We start from the raw sequence: 16,645 nt of genomic DNA, 5'->3' as shown, positions 1-16,645 counted from the left end.
TAATCCTGATATTGCTTTTAACCACCTCTTAATCATGTGAGGAAATCTCTGTGAAAAAAATTACTCGAATTGGTATTGGCGGTCCGGTGGGTTCAGGCAAAACTGCCGTTATTGAAGTGATCACACCTATTTTGATTCAACGCGGAATAAAACCTCTGATTATCACCAATGATATTGTTACCACCGAGGATGCTAAACAGGTTAAACGTACCTTGAAAGGCATTTTAGATGAAGAAAAGATACTTGGTGTGGAAACCGGTGCTTGCCCTCATACAGCGGTGCGCGAAGATCCCAGTATGAATATTGCGGCGGTAGAGGAGATGGAGGCGCGTTTTCCTGACAGCGATGTTGTGTTAATTGAAAGTGGTGGTGATAACCTGACACTCACTTTTAGTCCGGCGCTGGCAGATTTTTATATTTATGTGATTGATGTCGCCGAAGGGGAGAAAATTCCGCGCAAGAACGGACCGGGTCTGGTACAGGCGGATATTCTGGTGATCAACAAAATTGATTTAGCACCTTATGTTGGCGCCAGCCTGGCGGTGATGGAGCATGACACTCAAGTTGTGCGTGGTCAGCGCCCTTATATCCTTACCAATTGCAAAACAGGTGAGGGTGTTGAAACGCTGGTAAATATGATCATGCGTGACTTCCTGTTTACCCATTCATTACAGGCGACGCAATGACTTCCACCAGCTCGTCGCAAAATATTGGCGAAGTGTATCAACGGGCAAATAATCTTGGTGCCAACGCGCCGGAACTTGCACTATTTCAGGATGAACCGCCTCAGATGGCAAGCGGTGATGTAGGTAAAAGTGGCTATCTACAGTTGGGATTTGCCCGGCGTGGTGATCGTAGCATTTTGGCGCAAATGAAACGCCGGGTTCCTTATTTGGTGCAGCGGGCGCTGTATTGGGATGAGGCGCTGCCGCAGATGCCGTGTGTATTTATGATCTCCACGTCGGGATGTATCTTACAAGGAGATAGATTGGCGCTGGACATTCATGTTGCTCCAGAGGCGTTTGGTCATGTTACTACCCAATCGGCTACTAAGATTCATTCGATGGTGAATAACTATGCGGCGCAAGTGCAAACTATCCAGATAGAGCAGGGAGGCTATCTGGAAATGATGCCCGATCCGGTAATACCCCACAGTGGTTCTCGGTTTATCACAGACACTCAAATAACCATTCACTCGACTGCAACACTGATTTATTCTGAAATTATTATGTCCGGTCGCAAATACCACCCTGCTGATCAAGGGTTTAAATTTGATGTTTACTCATCACGAATTACGGCAACTGATTTTGATGGCAAGATATTGTTTGCGGAACGTTATGTACTGGAGCCGAAAAAACAACCGTTGAACAGCGTAGGGGTGATGGGGCCGTTTCATGTATTCGGCAATGTGATCTTGCTCACGCCTCAAGTTCACCACGATCGTATTCTGGCGCGCATGACGCCTCAGTACGATGCTGAAACGGGTATAGCGAGTGGTACCAGTCGTTTACCTAATCAATGTGGTTTAATCTTTAAGGTATTGGGAAAAGAAACTTATCAAGTTAAAGCGGGTGTTCGCCTTTTCTGGCGTATAGCCCGTGAGGAGATCTTGGGTGTTACACTGCCTGAGCCGTTTATCTGGCGATAAAACCTGGGATAAGAATCTGTTTCGGGTTTTATCGCCAAATGGATGGTTGCCATGCTATTACTATCACTCTTTAACGGCTTTAATTGGACATTCAAAACCATCAGGTTTTATCGTTAGAAGGTCACATTTAAGATGGTCGATCACATGTTCTGCGGTATTTCCCAGAAAAGCAGCGGACAGCCCAGTTCTGCCGAGGATACCAAGAACGATAATGCCCGCATTCATCTCATCGCACATTTTGGGAATAACACTCTCTGGTAGTCCTTCATGGGTATGAGTATATTTTTCATCAATGCAGAATTTTTGGCGTAATTCTTTCATGGCAATAAGGTGTTGGCCACGTAGAGCATGGTTATAAACACTTGGATCGAAATCGGGTAGCTCAATAGCGATATTCAGTGGCGCAACAGGATAAGCGCTGACCAAATGAATTTCCGGATTTTTCATTACTTGATTTGCCAGTTCTTGAGTTTCCTTAACCAGTTTCAGGTTCAGTTCATGGTGGTATGATTCTTCATTAGATAAATTGACCGCGACGACAACGGAGCCTTGGTCCGGCCATATCTGATCTTTTACCATCCATACTGGACATGGGCATTTGCGGAGTAACTGCCAGTCAAGCGGGGTAAAAATCAAGGAGCCAAGCTTGTCATGTTTATGCGTCATTTTCAGAAGTAAATCGTGATCACCTGTAATGACCTCCTGGATAATCGCTTCATAAGGTCGATTATGCCATACCACTTTTATTTCAATATCAATACCGGCTTCCAGATAGTAGTACGCTTGTTGTTTAAGCCAGGCAGTGCGTTGGCTGGTAACACCTTTACGCATAGCACTACCTTCTTCTGGGGAGAGTAAGGTGGTCATCTCATAAGAGAGATCATAAATGGGCAAGAAAGCTTTAATCCGGCCACCGTTACGTTGCACTATATAAACTGCACGTCTTAATGCCGGTTGATCGTCCTGACTTGGGTCAATTGCAACTAAAAGGTTTTGATAGTTTGCCATAATAGTATCCTCACAGAGGCTAGACAAAACACGCTTCAATACTAAAGATAAACCAATATAAGCAAACCGAACAGGTCAGAGGAGAACCAGATCAACAAAATAAGATGATCTGGTTTTAAGATCAGGTAATTGAAACAGATTTTTTTCCGACTAACTCAGACAACTTATCCATGTTTTCAATCGTGATGTATTTACCTTTTACACCGAGAGTTTGGTTTTTCTGGAAACGCCCAAGCAGACGACTAATAGTTTCAACCGTTAAACCCAGGTAATTACCAATATCACTGCGGGTCATGGTTAAACGGAATTCTTTTGGTGAGAAACCACGCTGAGCGAAACGACGAGAGAGATTATAAATAAATGCGGCTAACCGTTCTTCAGCGTTTTTCTTAGATAACAACAATATCATTTCTTGGTCGCCTTTAATTTCTCCACTCATCAAGCGCATCATTTGCTGGCGGAGATTAGGCATTTTGCCGGACAGATCATCGAGTGTTTCAAACGGAATTTCACAGACCATTGATGTTTCCAGAGCTTGAGCAAAACTTGGATGCTGAGTATTGAGGATGGCGTCAAAACCGACTAAATCCCCTGCGAGGTGGAAACCTGTAATCTGCTCATCACCTTCTTCAGTAATGGTATAGCTTTTAATTGTGCCAGAACGGATAGCATAAAGAGATTTCAACTCATCACCTGCTTTAAATAACGTTTGCCCTTTCTGGATAGGTTTCTTACGCTCAATAATATTATCAAGCTGGTCAAGCTCGTGCTCATTCAAGGTAAAAGGAATACACAGTTGGCTAATGCTACAATCCTGGCAGTGGATCGCACAACCACCAGACTGGATTCGACGAATAACACGTTTTTCCTGGATCATTATGGCATGCTCATTTGAAATATTCATATCCTTCAACTTTAGCATTTCTTGATGATTCTGGTAAGAGCTATAATAGCTTTCTGCAATTTATTTAGGAAAATGTATTACCTGTTTATTCTATCCATAAGAAATTATTGCGTTGTATGTATAAAGCTGATGTTTTGCTATTGCCATCTCAAGGCTAAGGGGTTGTAATTTTTCATTAATATTTATGATATTATCGATAATATTACTGATAAATGACAAAACATTAAAAGATCCTTTTCCTGCTCAACCAGCACAGCTACAGCAACCTGATTATTATGTTTTGCGAAATATCAATTGCAGTGTGAATGATATTGCTGAAAGTAGATTTGCTAGTCCTTCGATGGCGAACCAATATCGACAATAGACAGTAATCCGTCTTTAATTACTGTTAAAACGTAACTTAATGCGATAAGAATTAACCCTATAGCATCAATTGAAATAATGAGGGCAGAGAGTACGGATTTTCATCCGGGCTCATTGAAGCTGAATATATGTTTGCGACTTCGTTGCCAGAAGATTTATTCATCTACTTGAATCGAGTCGGTGTCCATGTATCTATTTATATACATTACGTAATATCAATGAGTAATTATTTCACTTTGAAATTATTTCATAAAAAATTAGTCGATATTGGTACTTACCATACTCCCATAAAGATATTAATTTTATTTTTCAAATGGTTGAATATTTATTGCTTTGCGTGATTAATAGTTTATTGAAATGCTTGTTAAGATAATTTATGGTTTAATCAATGAAATGTTTATTTTCGTTGGCATTGTTTGGTTGCTAAGAAGTTATAAGCACCGCAGTACTTATTCTGTTGCTGCTAGTAAAGAACTATTTGTTATAGAGGGATAGAGAGCAGAGATGCGTTTTATTTCAAAAACAGGAGAGGCAAGGTGAGTGAACAACAAAATCAAACTGTAACTTTACCTGATAAAAAATAGGATTACTGACTGAAGAAGGACTCTGGGATAATTGGCTGGATATAGATGCGGTGAAAAAACTGGTTAATCACCCGTTACTCATCGCAATGAATGAAGAACGAATCACTCTGTCCGGAATGCGTTATTTCTTGATTCAACATCATCATTATTCACGTAATTTCACTCGCTTTTTGTGTGCTCTGATCAGCCATATTGATAACTTCAATGATATTCATCATCTGATGGAAAATTTACGTGAAGAGATGGGGATAAATGGAGAGGGAAAAGTCACTCATGCTGAGTTGTTTCAGCGTTCATTGATGGAAATAGGTGCACAGGTCAGTTCTGTTCCTATACTTGAAGAAACCTCTTATTTTGCTTCGTGTGTCCTGAATTATTGCCGCTCAGGAGAAATTGCTGATGGTTTAGCTGCACTTTGCTTGGGGGTCGAAGCAATTGTTCCAATGATCTACAAGCCCGTATTGCATGCTCTTATACACTTAGGTATTGCTGAACGGGGTTTTCAGTTTACCGGGCCGACAGGAACCAATGCAGTTGAAGCTGCAATGAAAATCGCACGTAAAATGACGGGACGTAGCGACATTGTCGCATTCACCAATGCGTTTTACGGAATGTCTCTGGGTGCTCTTGCAGCCACAGCCAGAGAGAAAAAACGAAATGCGGCAGGTGTTTCCCTGAACAATATAGTACGCCTTCCTTTCGAAAATTTCCTTGGTCAGAATGACACGTCACTGGACATTTTGGAGAAAATGCTAGTTTCTCCGGGTTCCGGTATTGACTTGCCTGCAGCAATTATTCTGGAAACTATTCAGGCAGAGGGTGGAGTCAATGTGGCGAGCGTAGAATGGTTACGGAGTGTAGCAGAGATCGCAGCTGCAAACAATATCTTGCTTATTGTTGATGATATTCAGGCTGGTTGTGGTCGTACAGGCACTTTCTTCAGTTTCGAAGAAGCAGGAATAAAACCGGATATCATCTGCCTTGCAAAGTCTGTTTCAGGATATGGACTTCCCATGTCTCTTGTTTTAATGAAACCTGGGGAATTGGAACAGGTCTTTGACGTCCAGTCGTACAAAACTCACAAGGTCACAGGATAGGGCATGTAAGAAATGAGAAAAATAATCCAAATAATCGAGGCTATATGTCTAATAGGGAGCTTGGGTTTCATTCGGATACCTTTGAAATTGTTGGGCTTATGTGTTTGAGGGGGGGCTGCTTCAGGGGGATTGACTCAAATCGTAAGTGGCCTAGCCATCTACAATCAAATGTTAAGGGAAAAACCAGAACTACTTGACGCCCTTTTTGAAGGATATTATTACGCTACAGCTGAACGCTCTTCTAGTAAACTTCCCTGCACGTCATACAAAATTCCGATTTTCTCAAAAATGTCAGGTAGGGTGAGCTCTATGTGTCTCGGTGCTTATATGCGAGCAGCAGCAAAACTTCAGGGACTAGCTCTCCCTGACGCACTTGATGCTGGACTCCACGCATTTTATGAAATATGTAACCGCCCAGAGTTCAGACTCGAATTTATGCTTGAGCTTGGAGAAATCCTTTTTCTCAACAACTATATGTTCTAACTTTCAGTGAAGAGCATAATTTCCCGGTTGTGATAAAACCGGTGGATGGATGCAACTCGAAATACGTTAAGGTATGTAGGAGTCTCAGAGAAGTATCCGATTTTTTCCGCGACAGAACCGTTGATGGCTGGATGGTAGAAAAGTTCATCTCTGGAAATATGTATCATGTTAACGGTGTAATTAATGAAGCAGGAGACTCATTTTTTGCTCCCTGCGCTTATATCAATAATGCTCTTGACTACCAGCATGCAGGTATATTTGGCAGCCGTACTATTGATCCTGCTACCCCCTTGGCAGAGCGACTGAACAGTATTACCTATCGAACTATATCAGCGTTGCCTGCTGCGCCTACCCTCGGGTTTCATGCCGAAATATTCCACACCGCCGATGACCGATTAATTTTATGCGAGATCGCGGCCCGTACTGTGGGTTCACTTACGGGGGAGTTAATAGAACACACCTGGGGGATAAATATACATAAAGCTTGGATACAGAGTTGTGCAGGTATCAATGACGTACTGAAAGTCTGGACTGAACCAAGAGAATTCGCAGCATCAATTCGCGTTCCTGTTCGTCCGGCATATCTGATTTCTTTGCCAGATTCAGTTCCTTATGACTGGATATCCACACTCTGCTTATCAGGGAGGTCGGGCAAATTTATCAACAGGCAACATCTTATACCGATGACGTTGTTAGCGCCATCATTACCGGCAACAGTGATGTACAACTTACTGAACGAATTGAACATTTTGCCGACTGGATTGATGATTTAGTCCGGTGGCAAAACTGATAAGATTCCTTTTAACCCTGTGTTTTGAGAGAAGACTATAATGAAAATCCTTATAGCAGGTTCAGGCGCCGGCGCACAGGCGCTGGCATGGAAATTATTATAGGATTCTGTAGTAGAAAAAGTATGGTTAGCCCCAGGTAATCCGGCTACGTCATGCGCACCCGGAATGGAAAATATTCCAGTGTCTTCAGGAGATGTTGAGGGGCTGGCTAGGGCTGCTCTGGAACTAAAAGCAGACTTTACGCTTATCACACCGACCCAAACTTTGGCAGCTGGGGTAGCCGACTACTTTAAATCTCGTGGGTTACCCATCATTGCCCCAACTCGTGAAGCCTCCCGACTTGAATGGTCGAAAGGCTTTTCCAAAAAATTCATGAAAAAATATCAAATACCTACACCTTACAGTGCAATTTGTGAATCACAGGAACAGGCCCAGAAATTTGCTGACACATTACCTTTACCTGTGGTTATCAAAGCAGACGGTATGGTACATGGGGGAACGGGTGTAGTGATAGCCCAGGATCGCCAGCGTGTTAAAAACACTCTGGAAGAGTTTTTCACAAGAAATGTCGGACCAGTGCTGGTTGAAGAATTCATTGAAGGTGAAGAAGTCTCTTACACCATCCTCTTTGACGGAAAAAACTATCTACCACTGGCTGAAAGCCGAGATTATAAAAAGCTGCTTGATGGGGATAAAGGCCCTAACACTGGTGGTATGGGAGCTTATTCCCCAGTACTGTCCTCTGCACAGCATGATGCTATTATTACCCAAATTGTAGAACCTTGTCTGGCAGCTCTTAATTCCGAAGGAATCGAATATACAGAATCGGGGGAATGTTTATGGACAACATGAAGCGTAACAAGCGTAATGTTCTGCTCGCAGCTAATATAAGTTACATACTCGTCATTCTGGATTCGTCCATAGTTAATGTAGCTTTACCGACTATTAAAGAGAGTCTTTCACTTGGTGTAACAACGTTACAATGGGTTGTAAATGCCTATCTGGTTTTATTTGCAAGTTTGTTACTGTCAGGGGGAGTCCTTTGTGATCGTTATGGTTCAAAAAGTGTTTACATTACAGGGCTTGGATTATTCACTCTCGCCTCCGCTTTGTGTGGAATTAGCAGTGAAGCCGCTATTTTATTAACCGGTCGCGTACTTCAGGGTATTTCCGCCGCCATACTCGTACCAGGTTCGCTTGCTTTGATCACTCATACCTACACAGATAAAACAGAACGAACCCGTGCCATTGCCAGCTGGGCAAGCTGGGGAGGTATCGCGCTGGTGGCGGGGCCTGTCATAGGAGGGTGGCTGACCGAATATCTGTCGTGGAGATCGATTTTCTTGGTAAATGTGCCGCTCTGCTTAGTGGGTATCTTTCTGACACTTAGAGTGCAGTCTCCAGAGCATGAACATAAAAGTTTAACCATGGATATAAAAGGCCAGCTACTTCTTTTCCTGACAATATTGTGCAGAACCCCTTGTTGTTATTTGCCCGGCCAATCCAGAATCGTGTCCCATTTCAAAAAGTATACGGCATGTCAATGCAATCTTTTGTTTTAGTGTCCAGTTATTTTCTTTTAAATGAACATACGCTCCTGCCACTAAGTTGCCAATAGCTTTGGTGGGGCTTTTTATAACTCCTATTTGGAGACTAAAGCTAATTTTTCAGGCGAAACTTACCTTGGCAGATCCCACACCGAGTAAGTTAATTTTCAACTGATCACCCGTATTAACAGGCACCATGGTGGTGAGGGAGCCAGAGAGAATGATTTCTCCACGGAGTAACGCCATATTCAGTGTTCCTAGCATATTCGCTAGCCAGGCAACAGAGTTGGCTGGATGTCCTAGTGCAGCGGCACCAATGCCAGTGTCAACCAGTTTACCGTTCTTCTCCAACGTTATTGTCACGGCAGCTAAATCAATTTCTGAGGGCATACGGGCACCATTGCCAATGACAAATAACCCTGATGAGGCATTATCAGCAACAGTATCTGTGATTTTTATTTTCCAGTCACGGATACGGGAATCGACAATTTCGATACAGGGCACGACATAATCTGTTGCTCTGAGTACATCTCCTGCTGTGATACCTGGTCCACGCAGATTGTGTTTCAGGATAAAACCAATTTCGCCTTCAGCTTTCGGCGCAATTAATTGCTCAATGGGTACAGTGGCATTGTTTTTGTAATGCATATCTGAGGTGAGAATGCCAAAATCGGGTTGATCGACGTTCAATATATCCATAACTGCTTGACTAGTGATACCGATTTTTTTACCGACAATGCGTTCTCCAGTTGTTTCCAACCGGTAAGCAATAACTTTTTGCTGGATGAGATAGGCGTCGTGTAATGTTAGTTCTGGATATTCACTAGAGATAGGATCGATGGCTTGATGACTCTGCCATGATTGAAACAATTTTTCACCAAGATGGGTTATGACGTTATTCATCTGTTGTTGCTCCTGCTCAAACCACAGAAGTGACATCCCAACTGGAATATCACTCGTCTGAAAGGGACATTATTTGTTGCCGTTTAGTAAAAAATCGATATGGAGCCGGTTGAATGTGTCCGGGTCTTCATATTGAGGCCAGTGACCGCATTTTTCCATCACGACAAAACGGCTATTTTCGATAAGCCCGGCAAGACGCTGACCTACTGAAACCGCAGCAGTCGGATCGTGTGTAGTCCATAGCACTAAGGTTTCAGCCTGGATCTTTGCCAGTTCATCTTCGGTCAAAAGGTTACGTAAACGGGTATCCATATCTTGCAGGCACATGATGTTTTCCATTGCGGACAACATACCCGGCTGACGATAAATGGCAAAACGGGCTTCAACCAAGTCTTCTGTCACCATTGCAGGATCTTCCATCAGGAATTCAAGGCGTTTGCGGGTAGCTTCCCGATCTGGGTTTTTCACTGCATTTAAGCTCAGTGTGCGCAGGCGTTCCATCACATTTGGATCAGCAATCATGCCACCTGCGGTGTTCAACACCAGACGGTGAATATATTGCGGATATTTTGCCGCAAACCGGGCTGCAACCCATCCGCCTAGCGACTCGCCAGAAAGGTGAATTTTCTTCAGATTTAATGTTTCAATAAGATCCCGTAGGTGTTCCACATAATCGATAATCTCATAGGAATGGACAGGTTTATCCGTGAAGCCATGCCCCAGCATATCAATTGCCAGTACACGAAAATGGGCAGCATGGGGCAGTATGTTGCGCATATAAGCTTCTAAATGACCTGCAATACCATGCAAGAAAATCAGAGTAGGTCCGTTACCCGCTTCAAGAACACGAGTTTTTATCCCTTTTACATCGAGATAATGTAGATGGATTTCACCGCTGGCAATAGCAGACCAAAGCGAACGTAATTCGGGTTGTATAAGTTTATGTTGAGGATTCGCTGATATTGACATCATGATATCTTCCTTATTTATTTTAAATTAATACGTTATTAATATAACGATATCGGGTAATATTCACTAATACTTAATATGTCTAGTCTGAAAGAAAAAAACGATGATGCTTATTTTTATTCTTGCAGATATTTATTTTCAACAACATCTATTAAGTGCGATAATAATTCTGATGTATTGTCTTTTCGCCATGCCATTATTAACTCTATTGTGGGAGAATATCCTGATAATGGCCGGCAAATAACGGCATCTGTCATGATGCTGGTAATATAGAATGGTACTATTGCACACCCTAAATTTAGACTAACCATGTTTAAAATTAATAGCATATTATTAGCTGTTTGAATAATATTAGGTACGACATTATGTTCAGTAAAATAATTTTCTATAATCTGTTGTAATACACCAGATTGTGTTGGATCAGGAGTAATAAAATTTTCTCCTTGTAGGTCGTTGACTGAAATTTTCTCACAATATCTTAGCCTGTGATTAGCAGGCATCAGAACCACCAGCGGTTCATTAAGAATGACTTTAAAATCAATATAATCACTCTTTATTGGCGGGCGCATGAAAGCGACATCAATGTCACCTTGTAATAATTTCTCTTCTTGTCCTGGATTAAATAAACTAATAAGTTCTACTTTTGCTCCAGGATGAGCTAAGCGAAATATTGGGATGACTTCAGGTAATACTTTAACTTCTGCTGATGGGACAAATCCGATAGTTAGCACAATTTGTTCTTGTGCCGCTCTGCGGGCCATTTTTTTTGCTTTCTCTGCATTTTCAAGAATAAGCCGGGCTTGTTGGAAAAAAACTTCTCCGGCTTTGGTTAGAGAGACTCTGCGTTTATTTCTCTCTAATAGTGTAGAACCAATATAATCTTCTAAATCTTTTATTTGTTGACTTAGCGAAGGTTGTGCAGTATGCAATTTTTTTGCGGCCTTAGTAAAGTTTAATTCTTCTGCCACCGCAATAAAATAGCGTAAGTGTCTTAATTCCATTGCTGTTTCCTCACATATCGAAAAAAAGTCTTAATTTAAACAAACAATGTATTTCACAAAATATTAATCTATTAATAGCATTCATTTTGCATGTTGGCAAAAAGTCAACTTTTCTTTTACTTGAGGACTGAATAATATGACATTGAGCAAAGATTCAGATATTTACCGCCTGATTGATGCCCGAGCCGGTCGTGTAACTCCTCAGATTTATATCGATCCCGAGCTCTATCAATTAGAACTCGAAAGAATATTTGGCCGTTGTTGGCTGTTTCTAGCTCATCAGAGCCAAATTCCCAATCCGGGTGATTTTTTCAATACTTATATGGGAGAGGACAGTGTTGTTGTTGTCCGTCAAAAAAATGGTTCCGTTAAAGCTTTCCTAAATCAATGTCGCCATCGTTCCATGCGGGTTTGTTACGCAGATAGCGGTAATACCCGTGCTTTTACTTGCCCTTATCATGGTTGGTCATATGGTGTGGACGGTCGATTAATCGACGTTCCGTTGGAAGCGTGCGCTTATCCACATGGGCTTTGCAAAGAACAATGGGGACTTCAGGAAGTGCCGTGTGTGGAAAGTTATAAAGGATTGATTTTTGGTAACTGGGATACGACAGCCCCCTCTCTGATTGATTATCTCGGTGATATGGCTTGGTATCTTGATGGTGTGCTTGATCGCCGTGAAGGAGGAACTGAGGTTATTGGTGGTGTGCAAAAGTGGGTGATCAATTGTAACTGGAAATTACCCGCTGAACAGTTTGCCGGCGATCAATACCATGCTTTATTCAGCCATGCCTCCGCCGTACAGGTTTTGAGCGTAAAGGATGGCGACGATAAAAAAGCATTAGGTGCTGATCAGACTTCACGACCAGTTTGGGAAACGGCAAAAGATGCCGTGCAATTTGCTCAGAATGGTCACGGTTGTGGATTTTTCTTGACCGAAAAACCCGATGCCAACGTTTGGGTTGATGGTGCCGTTGCCCGTTACTACCGTGAAACCTATGCCGAGGTAGAGCAGCGGTTGGGAAAAGTCAGGGCACTGCGTCTTGCCGGTCACAACAATATTTTCCCGACACTTTCCTGGCTTAACGGTACTGCAACCATGCGGGTGTGGCATCCACGTGGACCTGATCAGGTGGAAGTTTGGGCGTTCTGCATCGCAGATAAAGCCGCTTCTCCGGAAGTAAAAGCCGCTTTTGAAAACAGTGCGACCCGTGCATTTGGTCCGGCAGGTTTTCTCGAACAGGATGATTCAGAAAATTGGGTGGAAATTCAGAAGGTACTTAGAGGTTACAAAGCCCGTAACAGCACCTTGTGTATGGAAATGAGATTGGGACAAGAAAGAGTGCGGGATGATGGAATTCCGGGTGTGACCAATTATGTTTTTTCCGAAACCGTTGCCCGTGGCATGTATCAGCGTTGGGCTGACTTACTCACCAGTGAAACCTGGGATGAGATAGAGGAAAAAAGCCGGGTTTATCAACAGGAGTTGGTCAAATGAAAGAGTTAATTGTTAATCAGGAAAAAAGGGTATCGTCGGAACTGCACTATGAAATAAGCCAGTTCTTGTATTACGAAATTACATTGCTGGATGAGTGGAGATTTCGCGATTGGCTTGAGTTGTTATCAGAAGATCTCAGCTATACCATGCGCACTATTGTTAATGCCCAAACCCGCGATCGCCGTAAGAGTATCCAGCCGCCAACTACTTGGTTGTTCAATGACAATAAATTTCAGCTTGAACGCCGGATAGCTCGGTTGGAGACCGGTATGGCATGGGCAGAGGAACCCCCATCCCGTACACGTCATCTACTGACAAACTTAGTGATTACTGAAACGGATTTGCCTGACCAATTTCATGTTCAGTCCAATTATTTGCTGTACCGTTCACAAAAAGAGCGAGATGAAGCTTTTTATGTTGGTAAGCGTCTGGATTGTGTTCGCCGTCATCCGAAAACGGATAGCTGGCTGATTTGTAAACGTGAAATTACCTTGGATCAGGCAGTCTTAACTTTCCATAACTTGAGTGTCTTATTCTGATGAGTCAATTATTCGTATGTACTGTTGAAGAATTGCCCGACGGAGGAGCGCGTAAGGTTGAATACACACCGGATATTGCGTTGTTTCACTATGATGGCGAATTCTTTGCTGTTGATGACCGGTGCAGTCATGGTAATGCCTCTATATCCGAAGGGTATTTGGAAGACAATGCGACAGTTGAGTGTCCACTGCATACGGCCAGTTTTTGTCTTAGAACCGGGAAGGCACTTTGCCTTCCTGCTACAGATCCATTGAAGACCTATCCTGTTGTTGTTAAAGACGGAAACATTTATATCACTGTATCGGAGGAGCAATAATGAGTTGGATCAAAGATCAAGTCATTTTATTAACAGGCGGTGGCTCCGGTTTAGGTTTGGCTTTAATAGAGCGTTTTATTGCTGAAGGCGCCAAAGTGGGCGTTTTGGAGTTATCGGCAGAAAAAGCGACAGCTTTGGCACACTGTTTTGGTAACGATATCTGTGTTATTCACGGTGATGTTGCCTCTTTTGAGGACAATGAACGAGCAGTGGCTGAAACTGTTCGGCGTTTTGGCAAACTAGACTGCTTTGTTGGTAATGCCGGGATATGGGATCACAAAATCAGCCTGCTTGACGCCTCACCAGAGCAGATTGATAAAGGATTTGATGAGCTGATGGGTGTTAACCTGAAAGGGTATATTCTAGGGGCTAAAGCCGCGTTACCGGCGCTAACCGCATCAGAAGGCAGCATGATTTTTACGTTGTCAAACTCGTCATGGTTTTCTGGTGGTGGAGGGGTATTGTATACCGCCAGCAAGCACGGTGCGGTCGGCGTGATCCGCCAGTTAGCTTATGAATTAGCGCCAGTTATCAGGGTTAATGGTGTTGCGCCTTGTGGTATGCCAAGTGATCTTCGTGGGGCGGCTTCACTATCTCAGCAAGATAGATGTATTACAGATAACCTGTCATTAGAAAGTCTCAGTGCAATTTTGCCTTTGCAATTCATACCTCAGCCAAAAGATTTCACCGGTCCGTATGTCATGTTGGCTTCCCGTGCCAATAATCGCACTTTAACGGGGGTGATGATAACGGCTGATGCCGGATTAAGTATCCGTGGCATTCGCCAAACGACAGCGGGAGTGATGTCTCCGACCAAGAAGGAGAGTTCAGATGACCGTTAAATTGATTTGTACTTCACACACACCTTTGATGGGTTTTGGTTCTCCGCCTGAAGCGACAGAAAAGCATGTTCGGCAGGTTTTTCAGCAATTGGCTGAACAGATAAAGGCCTACGATCCACAATTGATAGTGATTTTCGCTCCTGACCATTTTAATGGTTTTTTTTATGATCTCATGCCGGCATTTTGCGTTGGAGTAAGAGCGAATGCAGTGGGGGATTGGGATATTGGTAAAGGTCCACTCAATGTTCCTGAAAACACCGCGAAGGATTTAATTTCTGCCTTATATGATTCAGGGATTGATGTGGCTCACTCCTGGCGTATGCAGGTCGATCACGGCTTTACTCAACCATTGATGCTGCTTTGTCAGGAGTTACAGCGTTATCCAACTATCCCAATATTTATTAACTGTGCAGCTAAACCATTACCGACATGCCGTCGTGCTGTTGAGTTAGGTCGTGCAGTGGGTCAATTCCTATTCACAACAGATCAGCGGGTATTGCTGTTAGGTTCTGGTGGCTTATCACATGATCCTCCGATACCACAAATGGGACAGGTTCCGCCGGAAGTTGAAGAAGGGTTGATTGCCGGGAGAAATCCGACAAAAGAAGTGCGTCAAAAACGGCAAATCCGGGTAATTGAGGTTGGAAAATCGTTGGCTCGTGGCGAGAATGTCGTTGCTCCGTTGAATCCACAGTGGGATGACGAGTTATTGCGTATTTTTTGTAGTGGCGATATTCGGCGTCTTGCTTCGTTAACAGAGGGGGGAATCGCCATTCAGGGCGGGAAAGGTGGACAGGAAATTCGCTGTTGGATTGCGGCTTTTGCGGCGCTTTCTGTTTATGGCGAATATAAAGCGCAACGGCATTATTACCAACCTATTAAGGAGTGGCTGGCAGGGATGGCAATGGTCAGTGCTCAACCTGTCACTCAGATAGGAGCATAATATGCGGAATCAGACTTTTATTATCGTTGGAGCAGGGCAAGCGGGAGCTATGGCCGCCGCAACCTTAAGGCAGCAACAGTTTGATGGCGATATTATTTTAATTGGTAAGGAATATCATGCGCCTTACGAGCGGCCAATTTTATCAAAAGACTATTTAATCAACCCAGAGGAAGCGCCTAAATACCTGTTCTCCGAAGATTTTTATCTGAAAAACCAGATAGATCTGCGCATAGGCCAGTTGGTCAGCCAGATTATGCCATCGAAACATTGTGCTGTTTTAGAAAATGGCGGCAAGCTCAGGTATGACAAACTCCTGCTCACTATGGGGGCAAGAGCCAGACGATTTCCGCTGCTCGATCAGCTGGGTGAAAATATTTATACCTTGAGGACGCTGGATGATGCGCAACGTTTACGTCAGGCGGTGAAAAAAGACAAACGGATTTTGATTGTTGGTGGTGGTGTGATTGGCCTGGAACTGGCGGCAACCTCTTGTGAATTGGGGGCAAACGTGACGGTTATCGAACAGGCAGATAACATCATGGGGCGTTGTGCTCCTCCATTATTGCAGGATTATCTTTTGAATCGTCATCAGGAAAAAGGGGTACAATTCTTCCTTGATACCAATATTGTTTCCGCACAAAAGCAAGGGAGTGAATTAGTGCTTATATTGAACACCGGTGAAAAGGTGATCGGAGATATTATTATTTATGGTATCGGCGCTGAATTCAGGGATCAGCTTGCCGCTGATGCCGGTTTGGTGACTGATGGCGGAATCGTCATTGACAGCCGTTGCCAGACTTCTGAACCGGATATTTTTGCTGCCGGGGATGTTTGCCTTCAGAGAGAACCGCTGACAGGTGATCTACAGCGCCGTGAAACTTGGGAAAATGCTAACCGTCAGGCGACCATTGCCGCGCATGCCATGATGGGGTTGGACCCCCCTCAGCCAGGCGCGCCGTGGTTCTGGACCGATCAGTGGGGCATTAACATCCAAATGGTTGGTAATATGCAGGCTGAAGAGTGGCATATCCAGGGTGATTTGCAATCAGATAAGGCCATTTTATTTGGTACAGAAAATGAAGTTTTAGTCGGTGCTGTCGCGATTAATCAGGGAAGAGAAATGCGTAATTTACGGAAATTACTTGCTAATCCTGCGCAGGTGGTGTCCGGCGTAGAGTGGGCGTGACTTTGATAGCCTCTAAGAAAGA

General features: G+C 43.4%; 16 protein-coding genes and 3 pseudogenes. 14 read left to right on the top strand and 5 right to left on the bottom strand.

The window, feature by feature from the left end:
• Positions 1-50 precede the first annotated feature (50 nt).
• Positions 51-686, top strand: coding sequence for an urease accessory protein UreG (gene ureG, locus LG003_RS02490; protein ID WP_011146430.1), 636 nt, complete (start codon positions 51-53; stop codon positions 684-686).
• Entirely contained in the window at positions 683-1,648 is a 966-nt protein-coding gene (locus LG003_RS02485; protein WP_262980093.1) for an urease accessory protein UreD, read from the top strand. The genes ureG and LG003_RS02485 overlap by 4 nt, the downstream gene beginning before the upstream one ends.
• A gap of 63 nt (positions 1,649-1,711) precedes the next feature.
• Here LG003_RS02485 and uspE read toward each other — a convergent pair whose 3' ends face one another.
• Complete coding sequence (gene uspE, locus LG003_RS02480) at positions 1,712-2,656, bottom strand: universal stress protein UspE (protein WP_112875998.1); 945 nt, start codon at positions 2,654-2,656, stop codon at positions 1,712-1,714.
• A 121-nt stretch (positions 2,657-2,777) separates the two neighbouring features.
• On the bottom strand, positions 2,778-3,533 hold the full coding sequence (locus LG003_RS02475) for an FNR family transcription factor (protein ID WP_011146433.1): 756 nt from the start codon (positions 3,531-3,533) through the stop codon (positions 2,778-2,780).
• Positions 3,534-4,557: 1,024 nt separating this feature from the next.
• Here LG003_RS02475 and LG003_RS02470 point away from each other — a divergent pair.
• The 6 genes and pseudogenes from LG003_RS02470 to LG003_RS02445 all read left to right on the top strand — a co-directional run bounded on the left by LG003_RS02470 (position 4,558) and on the right by LG003_RS02445 (position 8,440).
• Positions 4,558-5,604 carry an aminotransferase class III-fold pyridoxal phosphate-dependent enzyme gene (locus LG003_RS02470; protein ID WP_262980092.1) on the top strand — a complete coding sequence of 349 codons (1,047 nt, stop codon included), beginning with the start codon at positions 4,558-4,560 and terminating at the stop codon, positions 5,602-5,604.
• A gap of 126 nt (positions 5,605-5,730) precedes the next feature.
• Positions 5,731-6,087 (top strand): annotated as a pseudogene (locus LG003_RS02465) (TauD/TfdA family dioxygenase); the annotation flags it as partial.
• A gap of 23 nt (positions 6,088-6,110) precedes the next feature.
• A pseudogene (locus LG003_RS02460) lies at positions 6,111-6,860 on the top strand (ATP-grasp domain-containing protein); the annotation flags it as partial.
• A gap of 138 nt (positions 6,861-6,998) precedes the next feature.
• Positions 6,999-7,211 (top strand): annotated as a pseudogene (locus LG003_RS02455) (phosphoribosylamine--glycine ligase N-terminal domain-containing protein); the annotation flags it as partial.
• Entirely contained in the window at positions 7,188-7,730 is a 543-nt protein-coding gene (locus LG003_RS02450) for an ATP-binding protein (RefSeq protein WP_255566830.1), read from the top strand. The pseudogene LG003_RS02455 and the gene LG003_RS02450, both read left to right, overlap by 24 nt.
• A complete protein-coding gene (locus tag LG003_RS02445; protein ID WP_262980091.1) occupies positions 7,718-8,440 on the top strand; it encodes an MFS transporter in 723 nt (240 codons plus the stop codon). Before LG003_RS02450 ends, LG003_RS02445 begins: the two co-directional genes overlap by 13 nt.
• Before the next feature lie 105 nt (positions 8,441-8,545).
• Here the strand turns inward: LG003_RS02445 and LG003_RS02440 are convergent, their stop codons facing one another.
• The 3 genes from LG003_RS02440 to hcaR form a co-directional block, all read right to left on the bottom strand.
• The gene (locus LG003_RS02440; protein WP_112875992.1) at positions 8,546-9,328 is read right to left on the bottom strand and encodes a fumarylacetoacetate hydrolase family protein; all 783 of its coding nucleotides are present in this window, start codon (positions 9,326-9,328) and stop codon (positions 8,546-8,548) included.
• A gap of 69 nt (positions 9,329-9,397) precedes the next feature.
• Positions 9,398-10,300: an alpha/beta fold hydrolase gene (locus tag LG003_RS02435; protein WP_262980090.1), complete on the bottom strand. Its 903-nt coding sequence runs from the start codon at positions 10,298-10,300 to the stop codon at positions 9,398-9,400.
• 113 nt (positions 10,301-10,413) lie between these two features.
• Positions 10,414-11,298, bottom strand: coding sequence for a DNA-binding transcriptional regulator HcaR (gene hcaR / locus LG003_RS02430; RefSeq protein WP_112875991.1), 885 nt, complete (start codon positions 11,296-11,298; stop codon positions 10,414-10,416).
• A gap of 136 nt (positions 11,299-11,434) precedes the next feature.
• Here hcaR and hcaE point away from each other — a divergent pair, with 136 nt between their 5' ends.
• The 6 genes from hcaE to hcaD are packed head-to-tail and all read left to right on the top strand — an operon-like array spanning position 11,435 to position 16,623.
• Positions 11,435-12,796 (top strand): 3-phenylpropionate/cinnamic acid dioxygenase subunit alpha, encoded by a 1,362-nt coding sequence (hcaE, locus tag LG003_RS02425; protein WP_112875990.1) that lies wholly within the window; start codon positions 11,435-11,437, stop codon positions 12,794-12,796.
• The gene (gene hcaF / locus LG003_RS02420) at positions 12,793-13,335 is read left to right on the top strand and encodes a 3-phenylpropionate/cinnamic acid dioxygenase subunit beta (RefSeq protein WP_112875989.1); all 543 of its coding nucleotides are present in this window, start codon (positions 12,793-12,795) and stop codon (positions 13,333-13,335) included. Before hcaE ends, hcaF begins: the two co-directional genes overlap by 4 nt.
• On the top strand, positions 13,335-13,652 hold the full coding sequence (hcaC, locus tag LG003_RS02415; protein ID WP_011146458.1) for a 3-phenylpropionate/cinnamic acid dioxygenase ferredoxin subunit: 318 nt from the start codon (positions 13,335-13,337) through the stop codon (positions 13,650-13,652). The genes hcaF and hcaC overlap by 1 nt, the downstream gene beginning before the upstream one ends.
• Entirely contained in the window at positions 13,652-14,494 is an 843-nt protein-coding gene (hcaB, locus tag LG003_RS02410) for a 3-phenylpropionate-dihydrodiol/cinnamic acid-dihydrodiol dehydrogenase (RefSeq protein ID WP_112875988.1), read from the top strand. The genes hcaC and hcaB overlap by 1 nt, the downstream gene beginning before the upstream one ends.
• Positions 14,484-15,437: a 3-carboxyethylcatechol 2,3-dioxygenase gene (locus tag LG003_RS02405; protein ID WP_262980089.1), complete on the top strand. Its 954-nt coding sequence runs from the start codon at positions 14,484-14,486 to the stop codon at positions 15,435-15,437. Before hcaB ends, LG003_RS02405 begins: the two co-directional genes overlap by 11 nt.
• A gap of 1 nt (position 15,438) precedes the next feature.
• Positions 15,439-16,623 (top strand): phenylpropionate dioxygenase ferredoxin reductase subunit, encoded by a 1,185-nt coding sequence (gene hcaD / locus LG003_RS02400; protein WP_112875986.1) that lies wholly within the window; start codon positions 15,439-15,441, stop codon positions 16,621-16,623.
• Positions 16,624-16,645: the final 22 nt, after the last annotated feature.

It is taken from the genome of Photorhabdus kleinii (assembly GCF_025384885.1).
GTDB lineage: Bacteria > Pseudomonadota > Gammaproteobacteria > Enterobacterales > Enterobacteriaceae > Photorhabdus > Photorhabdus kayaii.
Note: the sequence above shows the minus strand (reverse complement) of the source record. Positions and strands in the feature narration are given on the sequence as shown.